Here is a 14,659-nt window from a genome sequence, read left to right as displayed (position 1 = left end):
GCCTCCCTGTCCTCACCCATTTGGGCGATTCCTGATCGTTCTTTCCACACCAATAATCGACAACGCATCGACGACCGTCGGCTGCCTGATGCAGCCGTCAACAAAAACAACAGGAGTCACACATGCGTATTCGATTTACCACAGCAGTTCTGCTGGGGCTGGCCTTGCTGTCCGCCTCTTTCTCAAGCTTCGCCGGCTATACCCAGACCCGCCATCCGATCGTTCTGGTTCATGGTGTCACCGGGTTCAACACCATTGGCGGTCTTGTAAACTATTTCCATACCATCCCCTGGAATCTTGAGCGCAGTGGCGCACGGGTCTATTCCGCCAGCGTTTCTTTCGTCAACAGCAGTGAACAGCGGGGCCAGCAACTGGCGAACTACGTGAACAGCCTCGGGCATTCCAAAGTCAACCTGATGGCCCATAGCCAGGGCGCGCCAACCTCCCGGGTAACCGCAGCCCTGATTCCTCACCGCATTGCCTCTATCACCTCCATCGATGGCGTCAACAAGGGCTCCAAAGTAGCCGATGTGGTACGGGGAATCCTTCCACCCGGCAGCTACGTCGAGGGCGGCGCCAATGCCATCGCCAACGCCCTGGGGGACCTGGTGAATGCATTGTCCGGTGCGGACAATCCGCAGAACGGACTGGCAGCCCTGGAGACCCTCACCACACCCGGAACAACCAGCCTCAACGACGCCCTTGGCTGGAAAGGCGTCAACAGGAATAGCTGCGCCGGCACGAGTGAAGATGTCTGGATCAATGGCAACCGCATCAAGTTCTTTTCCTGGACCGGACGGGACGTGTGGACCAATGTGTTCGACATTACCGACCCCTTCCTGGGCGTGACCGCCCTGGCTTTCGGCAGCGAGCCCAACGATGGTCTTGTGGGCGTCTGCTCCACCATGATGGGCCGGGTGATCGGCACCCACTACGACATGAACCATGTGGATGCCATCAACCACCTCCTGGGTGCGCGTTCTCTGTGGACCAACCCGGTCACCCTTTACCGCACCCAGGCCAACCGGCTTAAAAACCGCGGTCTGTGAGGTAACCATGAAACGGACATCCATCGAAGCCCGTCGATGGCTGTTTCCCGGTGCCCTGTCGGCCATTCTGGCCGGCAGTGGTCTCTGGTACGGCCTCAACGATACCGCACCGACACAAGCCAGCGGCGCGGTTTCAAAGCCAACGCAATCTGCCACCCTGGCCGACTCAACAAGACCTTCCCAGGAGTCTGGCGAGCAAGGGGGCCTAGAAAACCTCGGTCAGGAGTCTGAGCCTGCCACGACGCCCGATTCGCTCGGACCGCAACCCTTCGCCGCCTCACTGTCAGGCACGGAAATCGACGGTGCGCTGACCGCCGATGACAACGGTGAGCTTGTCATCAACCTCCAGGTCCGCGACTTCTTTGATTACTTCCTGAGCACAGTCGGCGAAGTCGCTCCGGAGACGGCCATCCAACAGATCGAGGCGATGGCCCGGACCCACCTGCCAGAGCCAGCCTCTTCCCAAGCAATGGCGTTGCTGGACGAATACCTTGCCTATAAGCAGGCATCCCTTCAGGTCATGCAGGCGCGCCTCGATCCTGCCCGGGCAGGCGAGCCGGCCTATCAGCTGGCTGCGCTGGGCGACGCCCTGGCACAGCTCAAGCAGCTGCGGTCTGCCACGTTCAGCTCCGAGGCCCATCGGGCTTTCTTCGGGCTCGAGGAGGCCTACAGCGAATACACCCTGGCGACCCTTGCCATCCAGCAACGCACGGACCTCAGCGATCAGGGCAAACAGGCGCTCGTCCAATGGCACCGCAACCAGCTGCCGGAGCAACTGAGAACGACGGAACAACACCTGCATGCCAGCAGCCGGCAGCAGCAGGCCCGAACTGCAGCCATCGAATCGGCGTCTTCGCCCGAGGAAGCCGGACGGCAACTGGCCGAGCTGGGCGTGAACCAGCAAGGCGTTGAGAGCGTCGTGAATTACCTGAAGCAGCGGGAACACTTTGACCAGCGTTTCGAAGACTTCCGGGAAGCGGTGGACCGGGAAGCCTCGTCAGGACTGGCTGACGCTGATCTGGAGAAACAGCGGGAGGCATTATTGGAGCGACATTTCCCGCAGCCGCAAGACAGAACCTGGGCACGACTGAAAATGCTGGGCAACGGCTGACCAGAATGTGCTCGGGTTCCCGAACACGTGGGCCGTGCCAGATACAATCCGGAGACCTACGCGATACTGGACACGGCCATGACGACCGAGCAGATCGAACAGCAGCAGGCCGCCGGATTCCGCAACCTGCGCTTCACGCCAGACCTCGAAGAGGCCTTCCGGCGATCACGGGCCGGCCTGATCAGGCATCGGGCCAGGCCAGTCTCGATCGCCGGGCTGATCCTGTTTTTGATCTACGCGGTGATGGATGCACTGACCCTCCCTGCCGAGCTGGCCCAGGTCACGGTGTCCATCCGGCTCGCGATTACCTGCCCTGTAATTGCCATTGTGATCTGGCTCGCCTACCGTCCAGTTCCTTCCGACATCAACTTTGAACGCATCTATATCCTCGCCTATCTCATGGGCGGCCTGAGCGTGGTGGCGATCATCGCGGCGGCGCGACAGGCTGGGTACCCCCTGCCCTACGAGGGCATGATCCTCATGCTCATGTTCGGATACTTTGCCATGGGGCTGCCGTTTTTCAGCGCGTCCCTGGTGTCACTGGTGCTGGTGATCGGCTACCTGATGATCGAGCTGTTAAATGGCATGTCCGGCGCCGCCCTCGCCACCAATCTGTTCTTTCTGACCACAGCCAACATCATAGGCATGGTAGGCGCCTGGACCAGCGAGTACCGTCACCGTTCACACTTCCTGGATCGCCAACTGCTGGATCGACTGCACCAGGCAACCAGGGATGAAAGCCGGCGAAAAACCGAACTGATCACCGCGGCCAGCCATGACCTTCGCCAACCCCTGAACGTGATCGACATAACGCTGGAGAACCTTTCACCTGCCCATGACGGCTCCACCACCCGGCAGTTGAAGGATATGGTCCGACATCTTCGCCGCCTTCTCGGCACCGTCTTTGACAGCGCCAGACTGAATGAAGGCATGGTGCAGGCTGATATGCGGCCCACCCCACTGGCGACGATTTTCCGGGATCTGAATGATCTCGTGGCTGATTCATCGGGCAACAGTGACGTGACAGTGAAGATCGACCAGGGCGCTGGCAACCTCAAGGTCATGGCAGATCCGTCCCTGCTGTCCCGGGTGCTCCAGAATCTGCTGTTCAATGCGATGCAACATAGCGGCGGCAATCGTATTAACCTGTCCGCACGAAGGATAGATACTCAAGTTAAGCTGGAGGTCTCGGATAACGGAACCGGAGTGCCCCCCGAGCTGAGCGATTCCCTGTTCTCACCCTACGTCAGGGGCCAGAACCAGACAGACTATCCCGGCCTGGGTCTGGGCCTGACCATCGTAAAGGAGTTCGTTGTCCTGATGCAGGGAACCTGTGGCGTCAACACTGAGCCTGACCGGGGTTCGGTTTTCTGGGTGCGGCTACCGGCGGCCCTCACAGCCACCCGCGGGCACGAGCCAGATTCACGCACTCCGTCCGGTTATGAACACCAAGCTGGGTGAAGATGGCCTTGAGATGGGTTTTCACCGTGTGTTCGGTCAGATTCAGACTCTGGCAGATGCGTTTATTGGGGAAGCCCTGCGCCAGGAGGAGAAGCACCTCCATTTGCCGCGGTGTTAACGCCAGATCCTGCGCCACGGGTTCCAGGCCGCCCGGGAAATAACCCTCACCACGACTCACAGACCGAACCATACTCACAAGAGCCGACCGACCGGCAGATTTCGCCAGAAAACCACTGGCACCGGCCGCCCTTGCTGCCCGCACCGTCGCCTCATCTTCACTGCTTGAAATGATCACCACCGGAGGTGGGTCCCGGTGGACTGCCAGTCTCGGTAACAAGGCCAGCCCCGTCTCGCCCTGGAGTGCAATATCGAGCAGGATAAGCTGAAAATCGTCCTTGCGGGCCAGGAGACCTGAGGCAACCTCAACCGAGCTGGCCGTTATAACAGATTCGGCCAGCCCCTCCTGCCGGATTAAACCGGCCAACCCCTGGGCAAACAGGGCATGATCATCAACCAGCAACACCTTGTTCAGAGGAAGCGGCTGAGTGGGGCAGGCAACAGACTGCCCCGTTTCTGATGTGATGGCATCCATGGATGAGCCTCTGCCCGCTGTGTTTATTTTTGTTACGGCGGATGACTCACTATAGGCCAGCGCGCCCTTGCTCTCCGCGTACTGCTTAACATTTTTTTACAACCCCCGCCCGGGCACCTCCATTGTGTGGGACCGATGAAACACAACTGTCATATTCCTGAAGCATCCTTCTCGGCTCCAACCAACTGACTGGTAAAGGCTTTTATCAAAATGCCGCGATTTCCACGGATGACCTCAAAACTGCCGGGGCTGCTACTGCCAACGATAATGGCGTTCCAGGCCCAGGCCTATGATCTGGAAATTCATGGTTCCAATACCGTCGGCGCTACCCTGGCACCCATGCTGGTCACCGGCTACCTGGAAGAGCACGGCGGCGGGCAGGTTACGTCCAGGGGCACGGGCGTGGAGAACGAAAAAGTTCTACGCGCACCGGTGAACAACCGGGCGACGGAGGTGCTGGTGGCAGCGCACGGTTCAAGCACCGGCTTCAAGACCCTGGCCGCCGGCAAAGCCAACATCTGGGCCTCTTCCCGGCCGGTAAAACCACAGGAAGCCGAGCAATTTCGTGCCAGGGCCGACCTCAATGCGCCAGAGAGCGAGCACGTCATTGCCATCGATGGACTGGCGATTCTGGTTCATCCGTCCAATCCCATCAGTAAAATGAGTATCGAGACCCTGGGCCGGGTATTCTCCGGACAGATCCGGAACTGGTCAGAGCTGGGCGGCCCGGATCGCCCCATTCAACTCTATGCCAGGGACGACCGTTCCGGGACCTGGGACACCTTCAAATCCCTGGTACTGGGGAAAGAGTTCGAACTGGACAACACCGCCAGGCGCTACGAATCCAACGACCAGCTATCCGATGACGTTAGCCGGGATCCCTCCGGCATCGGCTTCTCCGGCCTGGCCTCTGTTCGAGACAGCAAACTGCTGGCCATCTCGGAAGGCAATGCGCCAGCTCTGCGCCCCAATCAGCTCACCGTCGCCAGTGAGGACTACCCGCTGTCACGTCGATTGTTCATGTACACGCCGGGAAGTGATGTCCCGCCGCTCTCCGCCGGCCTGATCGGATTCGCCCTCGGCCAGCAGGGGCAGGCACTGGTGGCCGAATCCGGGTTCATTTCACAGAACCCCATCGCGGTGAAGCCGGAGTTCGACGACTCGACGCCCGAGAGCTTTCGCCGACTGACCGGTAACTACCATCGTCTGACCGTCAATTTCCGCTTCTCCGAAGGTCGAACCAAGCTCGATAACAAGGCGCGCCGCGACCTGCTGCGGGTTCAGCAGTACCTGCTCCAGAACGGTCGATCCGCTGATGACCTGTTATTGATCGGGTTTGCCGACACCCAGAGCCACGAACTGCGAGCCCAGATGATCTCCGAGCTTCGGGCCCTGTCGGTCCGCAAGGCCCTGCAGGAAGTGAACGTGCCGGATGTTGCCTACACGGGTTATGGCCAGTACATGCCAGTGGGCGGCAGCGGTAACTCTCGCAACGGGCGCGTGGAAGTCTGGATCAAATCCCGTTAGCCGCGACCAAAGTCTGATGCCAAACTGCGGCAATCACCTATCCGCTGCGGCATCACACCTATGTTTGGGTTTTCTATACTAACGAGGTCATTTCCAACCAACAGACAGGGACAATGGACATCCAAAACGACCACCGTTACGCGATCAACCTGAACGTTCGGGGCATTCAGCCCTCAGCCACCCTTCGCATCAATGAGCTGAGCAATCACCTCAAATCCGAAGGCAAGGACATTATCAAACTCGGGCTGGGGCAATCCCCCTTCCCGGTGCCCGATCGCGTGGTGGAGGCGCTGAAAGAGCACGCCCACGAAAAGGACTACCTGCCGGTCAAGGGCCTCAAAGGCCTGCGTGAGGCCATCGCCGGTTACATCCGCCGGAGCGAACGCATGCACTGTACCTGGGAGGACGTGCTCATCGGCCCGGGTTCCAAGGAGCTGCTGTTCATGCTTCAACTGGCCTACTACGGGGACCTCCTGATCCCCCGCCCGAGCTGGGTTTCCTATGCGCCGCAAGCCCGGATCATCGGGCGCTCCGTACACTGGCTTCCGACCCATGCCGAAAACAACTGGCAACTGACCGCCGAAGAGCTGGATATCATCTGTCGCGATGATCCCTCGCGGCCCCGGATCCTGATCCTGAACTACCCGTCCAACCCCACGGGTTGCACCTACACCGACGACCAGCTGCTGGCCATCGCCAACGTGGCCCGCAAATACAAGCTGATTCTGCTGTCGGACGAAATCTACGGCGAAGTGCATTTCGAGGGCAAGCACAAATCCATCGCCCGCTATTACCCCGAAGGCACCATCATCAGTACGGGTCTGAGCAAGTGGGCCGGTGCCGGTGGCTGGCGCCTGGGCACATTTATTTTCCCCCGGGAATTGAGGCCGCTGCAGGACGCCATGGCGATCATCGCCAGCGAGACCTATACCGCCACCAGCGCACCAATCCAGCACGCAGCGATAGCGGCGTTCAACGGCGGTGAGGACATTGATGAATACCTGAAACAGTCCCGCCGTGTGTTGAAGGTTGTGGGCGAGTACATGCATCGCCGCCTGACCGAGATGGGCGCCGTGGTCCAGAAACCGGAAGGTGCGTTCTACCTGTTCCCCGACTTCTCCGGGTTCCGGGAGCAACTGGCCAGGAAAGACATCAAAACCAGCCAGGCCTTCTGCCAGGCTCTGCTGGAAAACACCGGCGTTGCCATCCTGCCCGCCAGCGACTTCGGCTTTGTGCCGGATCATCTTGGGGCCCGACTGGCCTTTGTTGACTTCGATGGAACCGAATCCCTGCACCTCGCCGGCACTGACTATGCCGAACAGGAGCTGGGCGACGACTTTGTCAAGCAGGCGTGTCCAAGACTGGTTCTGGCCATGGACAAGATGGAGCAGTGGCTGAACAGCCTCTGATTCTGCCGTGTTAGACTGGCGTCCTCATTCCTAGGGGATATCAACGGGGGCGCCATGTCTGATTCTGTTTCTCTGCTCGAGATTACCGACTTTGCCGAAAACCTGGCCCGCGAGGCCGGAGAGCTGATTCGCCGCGAGCGGGACAACAACGCCCTGCGCACCGACTACAAACACCAGACCGAACTGGTCACCCACGCCGACGTGATGGCCGACGAATTCATCACCGGCGCCATCCGCAAGCGTTTCCCCGACCATCGAATCCTCTCAGAAGAAACCATGCCGGACCTGAGCCAGGCGGAAGAACTGGACACTCCTCTCTGGATCGTGGACCCCATCGACGGCACCGTGAACTATGCCTACGGCCACCCGCAGGTGGCGGTGTCCATTGCCTATGCCGAAAAAGGTCGGGTCCAGGCCGGCGTGGTCCACGCGCCGTTCCCCGGCGAAACCTTCCGGGCAACCCGCTCAGAAGGCGCCACGCTGAACGGCCGCCCCATCCGGCACAGCGGGGCGACCGTTCCGCGTGACTCCCTGTTCGCCACCGGCTTTCCCTACACCAAGGACGCCCTCGAGCCGTTGGTCAAACGCCTGGATGCGATGATTCACCAGTGCCGCGACCTGCGCCGTATTGGCTCGGCGGCTCTGGATATCTGCTGGGTAGCCTGTGGCCGACTGGATATCTACTACGAGAACGTCAGCCCCTGGGACTTCGCCGCCGCTCGCCTGATCGCCCTGGAAGCCGGAGCTACAGCAGGCCACTTCAGCGAAGTACCTGAGGGTTATCCTGCCGACCTCTGGGGCCGCGATATTCTGATATCGGCGCCGGCTGTTTGGGAGCCTGTTCGTTCTATTCTCCGGTCTGCCTCTGGGTACAACTGATCAGACCTGTGCTCGCCCGCAGATTTTTGGCCCTAGCCTTCCAGCTTTGGGGCTGGCACAGGATGGGAACCGTCTTCCCGGAACCGCTACGGGCACATCCATGTGCGCTTGACCCCGGCCATCCATGGCCGGCGACATTCCGGGAAGACGGTTCCCATCCTGTGCCGGCGTTGCTGTGGTGATAGCTCGAAAATGCAGAAGGCAATTCATCAGGTAAGAAAAAGGCGGTATATCTCAAAAGTCTGAGAGGCGGGGGCAGGAAGGGCTTTCCCGAAATGTTGGCGGCCATGGATGGCCGACGCCAAGCGCACATGGACGTGCTCGTAGCGGTTTCGGGAAAGCCCTTCCTGCCCTCGCCTCAACTCCAGACCAAGCAGGCTAGGAATCTTTAAGTGGCGAACGAAAAACTCAGCCCCAAACACCTTCAGCAACCAGCCCCCAACTCTCTTCGAAGTCAGTGGAGGGTAACCGCGAGAACGAAGACCGGATAAACCGCTGAATCCGCCCTTCAACGAACACCAAAACAAAATCCGCACCGCGGGCAGAAGTGGTTCTGGGGCGAAGCCCCTGGCGGACCTCACCCTCCTTGAGGGTTTGGCGCACCTGGGTTTCCAGGCGCTCAAAGAACTGGGAGGCACGCTTGCGCAGGGTGTCGTTTTCGCCCATCAGGGCGTCTCCGGTCAGCACGCAGCACAGGCCAGGGTTACGCTCCGCGAACACCAGCACCAGATGCACCAGTTGCTGAAGTCGAACCCGCACATCCTCCTGCTCCTGCAGAATCACCTGACAACGGGAGAACACGGCTTCTTCAGCAAATTCAATGAGCGCCTCGAACATCTTCCGCTTGCTCGGAAAATGCCGATACAAGGCCGCCTCGGTGACCCCAACGGATTTGGCCAGGCCGGCGGTGGTGATGCGAGCCCCCGGATCGGTCTCCAGGAGTTCCACAAGAGCATGAAGAATCGCCTCACGGCGACTGGGTTTCTGATCAGTCATGGCAGGACAGCAGCGCTCTGATTTATCGTTGTCGGGGCCGGTCGTTCAGCGCCGGCCCTCGGTTATCGTTAGTCAGGATTGTGCCCGAGATCAGAAGAAGGTGCCATCAATGGGCGAGGACGCACTGGCATAGAGTTTCTTCGGCATCCGGCCTGCCAGGTAGGCTTCCCGGCCAGCCTCGATGGCGAGGCGCATGGCATTGGCCATCTTGATCGGGTCTTTGGCCTGGGCAATGGCGGTATTCATCAATACGCCGTCGCAACCCAGCTCCATGGCGATGGTAGCGTCTGACGCAGTGCCGACGCCGGCGTCAACCAGTACGGGTACCTTCGCGTTTTCCACGATCAACCGGATGTTGTACCGGTTCTGGATACCGAGCCCGGAACCGATAGGCGCGCCCAGCGGCATGATGGCCACACAGCCCATGTCTTCCAGGCGCTTGGCCAGCAGCGGGTCGTCCGAGCAGTAGACCATCACCTTGAAGCCATCCTTGATCAGCTCCTCAGCGGCCACCAGCGTTTCGGTCATGTTCGGGTAGAGGGTCTTCTCCTCGCCGAGGACTTCCAGTTTCACCAGATCATGGCCATCCAGGAGCTCCCGGGCCAGCTTACAGGTGCGCACCGCATCCTTGGCGGTGTAGCAACCGGCGGTGTTCGGCAAAATGGTGTAGTGATCCGGGGAAACTACGTCCAGCAGGTTCGGCTCATCCGGATTCTGGCCGAGATTGGTGCGGCGAACTGCAACGGTAACAATTTCTGCACCGCTCGACTCGATGGCATGACCGGTTTCCATCATGTCACGGTATTTGCCGGTGCCAACGAGCAGACGGGACTGGTAAACCCGCCCGGCAATTTCTAGCGGTCTGTCTTCTGGAAGCTGGATTTCGGATGTCTCTGTCATAAAGTTCCTGAATAATTTGAATACGGGAGGATGGAAACCGCTGTGGTTGCCGGGCCGGGCGGACCGGCCAGTTTAACCGCCGCCAATCGCGTGAACGACTTCCACACGGTCGCCATCGCTCAGGGTAAATTCCGGGTGTTGGCTGCGTGGCACGATGTCCTCGTTTACCTCGACCGCCAGCCGCTTGCCCGCGAGAGCCATCTTTTCAATCAGCGTGGCAACGGTTGCGCCTTTCGGCAGCTCCATTGCATCGCCATTCACCTGAACCTGCATCGTGACTCTTGCACCTCTGTATTCATCAATTGTTCCGGCGGAGACCGGAGGTTATTAACAGCGCCCAGCCCACCATGAAAGACATGCCGCCCAGAGGCGTAATCGGGCCGATCCAGCGGATGTCCGTAAGCACCAACAGGTAAAGACTGCCGCTGAACAGCAGAATGCCGGCAAGGAAAAAGCCTGCCGACCAACCAAGCCATTTCCGGGGAAGCCCCTGCCCGCTGAGCAAAGCCAACAGAACCAGCGCAATGGAATGATACATCTGGTATGTGACGGCGGTCTGGAAAACTTCAAGCCCCCGGTCACTGACCAGGCCGCGCAGGCCGTGGGCGCCGAAGGCGCCTGCCATTACCGCCAGAAGCGCCAGGAAAGCTCCCGCGACCAGAGGCCATACGAGGACCCGCCCCGGGGGTTGATGTACGGACTCAGCAGTCACAGTGGATCTTTTCTCCGGTATCCAGATTCATCATGGTCAAGGCACCGCCCCAGACACAGCCGGTATCCAGGCCGATAAACCGGTCGCTGCCGGTTTTTCCTTCCAGGGCTGCCCAGTGGCCAAACACCACTCGGACATCGTCATTGCGCGGAAAATAAAACCAGGGCTCGAAGCCTTCCGGGGCACTGTCAACGGTTTCCTTGGCCGCCAGCTCGAGGGTGCCGTCCTCGGCAATGAAGCGCATGCGGGTAAAATAGTTGGTAATAACACGCCAGCGATCCATACCCTGCAACCTATCGTCCCAGCGCTCGGGTTGGTTGCCGTACATATGGGTGAAGTATTCCTCGGCGGCATCGCCCTGGATCACAGCTTCCACTTCACGGGCGCAGTCCATGGCCTGACTGACCGACCAGACATGGGGCAAACCGGCGTGGGTCATCACCAGATTCCGGGCCGCATCGTGAACACAGAGTTTCTGTTGCCTTAGCCAATACACAAGCCGGTCGTGATCGGGCGCGTCGAGGATATCCGACAGGGTGTCTTTGCGACGGGTCTGGTGGCCGCCCATCGACACCGCAAGCAGATGCAAATCGTGGTTGCCAAGGACCACAACCGCAGAATCCCCGAGGCTCTCGATATACCTGAGAGTTGCCAGTGAGGACGGGCCACGGTTGATCAGGTCGCCGGCCACCCACAAACGGTCTCGGGAGGGGGAGAAATCCACCTTGTCCAGGACGTCTCTCAGGCGTTCGTAACAGCCCTGAATATCGCCAATGGCGTAATCAGTCATCACTTACCTCGTTTGCGGTGCTGGCTGCACCCTTCTCTTCGAAAAGCAGATCCGCGATGGCCACGTAATCGGCCAACCCCAGATTCTCCGGGCGCAGACCGTCATTGATTCCCAGGCTCTGGAGCTGTCCAATCGGGATCATACCGCCCAGGGCCTTGCGCAGGGTTTTACGGCGCGCGTTAAAGGCCGTGCGAACCACTGCCTGGAGCGTCGCCAGATCCTTCGCGGGGTGGGGCAATGTTTTATGAGGCACCAGCCGGACGATGGCAGAATCCACTTTCGGCGCCGGGCGGAACGCGCCGGGTCCCACCTCGAACAGCGGCTGCACCCTGCAAAAATACTGGGTCATGATACCAAGGCGACCGTAATTGTTGTCGCCGGGCACCGCGGCCATCCTCTGAACCACTTCTTTTTGCAGCATGAAGTGCATGTCCTGCACCACGCCGGCCTGGGACAGCAGGTGGAAAATCAGGGGCGTGGATATATTGTACGGCAGGTTACCGATGATCCGCAGGGGACGATCCACCATGAGCTGGCTGAAATCGAACTTGAGCGCGTCCGCTTCATGAATCCGGAACTCTGGATAGTTGAAGAACTTGGTGCGCAGCACCGGAATCAGGTCGCGATCCAGCTCCACTACCTGCAGCCTTGGATTCACGGCCAGTATCTCTTCGGTCAGCGCGCCCAGACCGGGACCAATTTCCACGATTGCGTCATCGGGCTTCGGATTGATCGCACGGATGATCCGCTCGATGGTCCCTGGATCATGGAGGAAATTCTGGCCAAACCGTTTTCTGGCCTGGTGGCCGGCTTTGTTGCTCACGAACGGGTCTCTTCAATTGCAGATTTACGACAACGAGCCATTTGCTCGCCCACCTTCAAGGCCGTATGCAGGCTGCCGGCATCAGCCCGGCCGGTGCCAGCGAGATCCAGGGCCGTGCCATGGTCCACCGAGGTTCGGACAATGGGCAGGCCCAGGGTAATGTTTACGGCGCGCCCGAAGCCCTGAAACTTCAGTACCGGCAGTCCCTGATCATGGTACATGGCCAGAACCGCGTCGGCCTGGTCCAGCCAGTGCGGCGTGAAAAGGGTGTCGGCCGGCAGCGGTCCGGTCAGCGAAAGGCCTTCCGTGCGCAGACTCTCCAGTGTAGGCTCGATGGTGTCGATCTCTTCCCTGCCAAGGTGGCCGCCTTCCCCGGCATGGGGGTTCAGGCCGGCGACCAGAATTCGGGGCCGGGCAATGCCAAAGAACTTTTTCAGATCGGTATCGAGAATCCGCGTCACCTGAGTCAGGCGCTCGGGGGTAATGGCGGCGGAAACATCCTTGAGCGGTAAGTGGGTGGTTACCAGCGCAACGCGCAGCTCTTCAGTCGCCAGCATCATAACCACTCGCTCCACGCCGCAGAGCTCCTGCAGGAATTCGGTGTGGCCGCTGAACAAAATGCCGGCATCATTGATCACGCCTTTGTGGACAGGCGCCGTTACCATGCCATCAAACTCGCCGTCCAGGCAGCCATTAGCGGCAACCTCCAGCGTCCTGACCACATAGGCACTGCTGCCAGTATCCAGCGAGCCAGGCTGGTCATTGGCGCAACCCTCCACGTGCAGCACCGACAGCAGGCCCGCCTTCATTTCCGGCGCCTCACCGGGCTGCCAGGGACGCAGTTCAACCGCCAGATTCATTTGCTTCGCGCGGGCCTCCAGCAGCGGCCTGCTGGCAACCACCACGACACCACAGGTTCTGGACTCCAGCGCCAGCTGCAGGCACAACTCCGGACCAATTCCGGCAGGCTCGCCGGCGGTGAGCGCCAGAACCACAGGATTACTCATCAGGAGACCGGCTCTTGTTCTGCAGGTTCGTCCTTGGCGTACTCGCCCTTGAACTCGATAAAGGCCTCGTCGCGGATCTCCTGAAGCCAGTTTTGCAGTTCGGTCTCGAACTTGCGCCGGTAGATGGCCTGGCGCGCCTCGGCGTCGCGCACATCACCGCTGATGTCTTTCTGACGGCGCTCCTGAACCTGCAGGATGTGCCAGCCAAACTGGGAGCGGAACGGCCCTTGGAACTCGCCGATATCAGCATTCAGCATGGCCTGCTCGAACGCGGGCACCATCTGACCGGGACTCACCCAACCCAGATTGCCGCCATCGGAACCGGACACCGGGTCATCCGAATACTCCTTGGCCAGGGCACTGAAGCTGGCACCGTTCTGCAGTTGCTGATACAGATCCCGGATCATGGTTTCCGCCTGGCTGTCGGTGGTTGCTTCGGAAGGCCGCACCAGGATATGGCGAACGCGATGCTGCCGGATCAATTGCTGCTGCTCGCCCCCGCGTTTATCCATGACCATAACCAGGTGGAAGCCGCTGTTGTTTTCAAGAACTTCCGACGGTTGACCCACCGGCAGCTCCGGCACCACCGGGGCAACGAGAGACGGCAGCTGGCCTTCGGCACGCCAGCCCATATCGCCGCCTTCCAGGGCATTACTGGCATCGGACTCGGCAACAGCCACCTCGCGGAAATCACGGCCGCTGGCAATCTCATTGCGCAGACGCTGGGCCTTTTCCCGGGCCGCATCGACCTCCGCCTCGTCGGACGGATCATCAACGCTGACAAAAATATACGCCAGCCGGTACTGGGCGTTATTGCCACCACGGGCCTCCAGGCTCTCCAGATAGTTTTCCACTTCCCTGTCGGTTACCCGCACCCGGTTGCCAACCTGGCGCTGCTGAACGCGACTGGTCAGCATCTCCCTTCGAATCTGCTCGCGGGCCTGGTTGTAGCTCACGCCTTCGGCCGCCAGCTGGTTTTCAAACTGGGCCAGGCTCATGCCGTTGCGCTCGGCAATGTTGGCCATGGTTTCGTTCAGCTCGTTATCGCTGATACGCATACCTGCGCGATCCGCCATCTGCATCTGGATGGATTCGGTGATCAGTTGATCAAGCACCCGCTCTTCCAGGATCTGCCGCGGCGGCAACGCCGTGCCCTGGGCGCTAAGACGACTGGTGATGGTACTGATTCGCGCTTCCAGCTCGGTCTGCAGGATGACATCCTCGTCGACAATGGCCACCACCTGATCCAGCAGCTTGCGCTCGGCCTGAACAGACAGCGGAGCCAGAACGGCAAGAAGAACCAGTAACGCTTGTACACCATGGCGAAGGGTCGCCTTCATAATCACCTCTGCAAATAGAATTTGAGCTTTTCTGGCGTTTTGGGGGCCTTAGTCCGGGATCCA

The 14,659-nt window shown here is 60.0% G+C and carries 15 protein-coding genes; 6 read left to right on the top strand and 9 right to left on the bottom strand.

Going from position 1 to position 14,659, the window contains the following annotated elements:
- The first annotated feature begins 122 nt into the window (after positions 1-122).
- From ABNF92_RS12805 to ABNF92_RS12795, 3 genes are read left to right on the top strand one after another with little or no spacing between them, the layout of a single operon-like run.
- A complete protein-coding gene (locus ABNF92_RS12805; protein WP_349342345.1) occupies positions 123-1,049 on the top strand; it encodes an alpha/beta fold hydrolase in 927 nt (308 codons plus the stop codon).
- 7 nt (positions 1,050-1,056) lie between these two features.
- The gene (locus tag ABNF92_RS12800; protein ID WP_349342344.1) at positions 1,057-2,160 is read left to right on the top strand and encodes a lipase secretion chaperone; all 1,104 of its coding nucleotides are present in this window, start codon (positions 1,057-1,059) and stop codon (positions 2,158-2,160) included.
- Between the two features lie 27 nt (positions 2,161-2,187).
- Positions 2,188-3,621 (top strand): HAMP domain-containing sensor histidine kinase, encoded by a 1,434-nt coding sequence (locus ABNF92_RS12795; protein WP_349342343.1) that lies wholly within the window; start codon positions 2,188-2,190, stop codon positions 3,619-3,621.
- Here ABNF92_RS12795 and ABNF92_RS12790 read toward each other — a convergent pair.
- Positions 3,554-4,213, bottom strand: a complete 660-nt coding sequence (locus tag ABNF92_RS12790; protein ID WP_349342342.1) for a response regulator transcription factor — start codon at positions 4,211-4,213, stop codon at positions 3,554-3,556. The two genes, ABNF92_RS12795 and ABNF92_RS12790, sit on opposite strands and share 68 nt — an antisense overlap.
- 228 nt (positions 4,214-4,441) lie before the next feature.
- Here ABNF92_RS12790 and ABNF92_RS12785 point away from each other — a divergent pair, with 228 nt between their 5' ends.
- The 3 genes from ABNF92_RS12785 to ABNF92_RS12775 all read left to right on the top strand — a co-directional run bounded on the left by ABNF92_RS12785 (position 4,442) and on the right by ABNF92_RS12775 (position 8,028).
- Positions 4,442-5,740 carry a substrate-binding domain-containing protein gene (locus ABNF92_RS12785; protein ID WP_349342341.1) on the top strand — a complete coding sequence of 433 codons (1,299 nt, stop codon included), beginning with the start codon at positions 4,442-4,444 and terminating at the stop codon, positions 5,738-5,740.
- A gap of 113 nt (positions 5,741-5,853) precedes the next feature.
- Positions 5,854-7,149 (top strand): aminotransferase class I/II-fold pyridoxal phosphate-dependent enzyme, encoded by a 1,296-nt coding sequence (locus tag ABNF92_RS12780; RefSeq protein WP_209399811.1) that lies wholly within the window; start codon positions 5,854-5,856, stop codon positions 7,147-7,149.
- A 54-nt stretch (positions 7,150-7,203) separates the two neighbouring features.
- Positions 7,204-8,028 (top strand): inositol monophosphatase family protein, encoded by an 825-nt coding sequence (locus ABNF92_RS12775; RefSeq protein WP_349342340.1) that lies wholly within the window; start codon positions 7,204-7,206, stop codon positions 8,026-8,028.
- A gap of 408 nt (positions 8,029-8,436) precedes the next feature.
- Here ABNF92_RS12775 and slmA read toward each other — a convergent pair whose 3' ends face one another.
- The 8 genes from slmA to ABNF92_RS12735 form a co-directional block, all read right to left on the bottom strand.
- Positions 8,437-9,024: a nucleoid occlusion factor SlmA gene (gene slmA, locus ABNF92_RS12770; RefSeq protein WP_349342339.1), complete on the bottom strand. Its 588-nt coding sequence runs from the start codon at positions 9,022-9,024 to the stop codon at positions 8,437-8,439.
- A 90-nt stretch (positions 9,025-9,114) separates the two neighbouring features.
- Positions 9,115-9,924, bottom strand: coding sequence for a thiazole synthase (locus tag ABNF92_RS12765; protein ID WP_069182068.1), 810 nt, complete (start codon positions 9,922-9,924; stop codon positions 9,115-9,117).
- Positions 9,925-9,996: 72 nt separating this feature from the next.
- Positions 9,997-10,197, bottom strand: a complete 201-nt coding sequence (gene thiS / locus ABNF92_RS12760) for a sulfur carrier protein ThiS (protein ID WP_069182069.1) — start codon at positions 10,195-10,197, stop codon at positions 9,997-9,999.
- A gap of 25 nt (positions 10,198-10,222) precedes the next feature.
- Entirely contained in the window at positions 10,223-10,549 is a 327-nt protein-coding gene (locus ABNF92_RS12755; protein WP_136630063.1) for a DUF423 domain-containing protein, read from the bottom strand.
- A 76-nt stretch (positions 10,550-10,625) separates the two neighbouring features.
- On the bottom strand, positions 10,626-11,426 hold the full coding sequence (locus ABNF92_RS12750; protein WP_069182071.1) for a symmetrical bis(5'-nucleosyl)-tetraphosphatase: 801 nt from the start codon (positions 11,424-11,426) through the stop codon (positions 10,626-10,628).
- Complete coding sequence (gene rsmA / locus ABNF92_RS12745) at positions 11,419-12,249, bottom strand: 16S rRNA (adenine(1518)-N(6)/adenine(1519)-N(6))-dimethyltransferase RsmA (protein WP_349342338.1); 831 nt, start codon at positions 12,247-12,249, stop codon at positions 11,419-11,421. The genes ABNF92_RS12750 and rsmA overlap by 8 nt, the downstream gene beginning before the upstream one ends.
- Positions 12,246-13,256, bottom strand: a complete 1,011-nt coding sequence (gene pdxA, locus ABNF92_RS12740; RefSeq protein WP_136630044.1) for a 4-hydroxythreonine-4-phosphate dehydrogenase PdxA — start codon at positions 13,254-13,256, stop codon at positions 12,246-12,248. The genes rsmA and pdxA overlap by 4 nt, the downstream gene beginning before the upstream one ends.
- Positions 13,256-14,596, bottom strand: a complete 1,341-nt coding sequence (locus ABNF92_RS12735) for a peptidylprolyl isomerase (RefSeq protein ID WP_209399797.1) — start codon at positions 14,594-14,596, stop codon at positions 13,256-13,258. Before ABNF92_RS12735 ends, pdxA begins: the two co-directional genes overlap by 1 nt.
- Between the last annotated feature and the right edge of the window lie 63 nt (positions 14,597-14,659).

The sequence above is a fragment of the Marinobacter sp. MMG032 genome (assembly GCF_040112695.1).
GTDB lineage: Bacteria > Pseudomonadota > Gammaproteobacteria > Pseudomonadales > Oleiphilaceae > Marinobacter > Marinobacter salsuginis.
Note: the sequence above shows the minus strand (reverse complement) of the source record. Positions and strands in the feature narration are given on the sequence as shown.

What these genes read in the sequence shown, in the direction of transcription:
- thiS (WP_069182069.1), bottom strand. Translation starts at nt 10,197, where the DNA reads ATGCAGGTTCAGGTGAATGGCGATGCAATGGAGCTGCCGAAAGGCGCA.
- ABNF92_RS12775 (WP_349342340.1), top strand. Translation starts at nt 7,204, where the DNA reads ATGTCTGATTCTGTTTCTCTGCTCGAGATTACCGACTTTGCCGAAAAC.
- ABNF92_RS12800 (WP_349342344.1), top strand. Translation starts at nt 1,057, where the DNA reads ATGAAACGGACATCCATCGAAGCCCGTCGATGGCTGTTTCCCGGTGCC.
- slmA (WP_349342339.1), bottom strand. Translation starts at nt 9,024, where the DNA reads ATGACTGATCAGAAACCCAGTCGCCGTGAGGCGATTCTTCATGCTCTT.
- ABNF92_RS12765 (WP_069182068.1), bottom strand. Translation starts at nt 9,924, where the DNA reads ATGACAGAGACATCCGAAATCCAGCTTCCAGAAGACAGACCGCTAGAA.
- pdxA (WP_136630044.1), bottom strand. Translation starts at nt 13,256, where the DNA reads ATGAGTAATCCTGTGGTTCTGGCGCTCACCGCCGGCGAGCCTGCCGGA.
- ABNF92_RS12755 (WP_136630063.1), bottom strand. Translation starts at nt 10,549, where the DNA reads ATGGCAGGCGCCTTCGGCGCCCACGGCCTGCGCGGCCTGGTCAGTGAC.
- ABNF92_RS12735 (WP_209399797.1), bottom strand. Translation starts at nt 14,596, where the DNA reads ATGAAGGCGACCCTTCGCCATGGTGTACAAGCGTTACTGGTTCTTCTT.
- ABNF92_RS12785 (WP_349342341.1), top strand. Translation starts at nt 4,442, where the DNA reads ATGACCTCAAAACTGCCGGGGCTGCTACTGCCAACGATAATGGCGTTC.
- ABNF92_RS12790 (WP_349342342.1), bottom strand. Translation starts at nt 4,213, where the DNA reads ATGGATGCCATCACATCAGAAACGGGGCAGTCTGTTGCCTGCCCCACT.
- ABNF92_RS12750 (WP_069182071.1), bottom strand. Translation starts at nt 11,426, where the DNA reads ATGACTGATTACGCCATTGGCGATATTCAGGGCTGTTACGAACGCCTG.
- ABNF92_RS12805 (WP_349342345.1), top strand. Translation starts at nt 123, where the DNA reads ATGCGTATTCGATTTACCACAGCAGTTCTGCTGGGGCTGGCCTTGCTG.
- ABNF92_RS12780 (WP_209399811.1), top strand. Translation starts at nt 5,854, where the DNA reads ATGGACATCCAAAACGACCACCGTTACGCGATCAACCTGAACGTTCGG.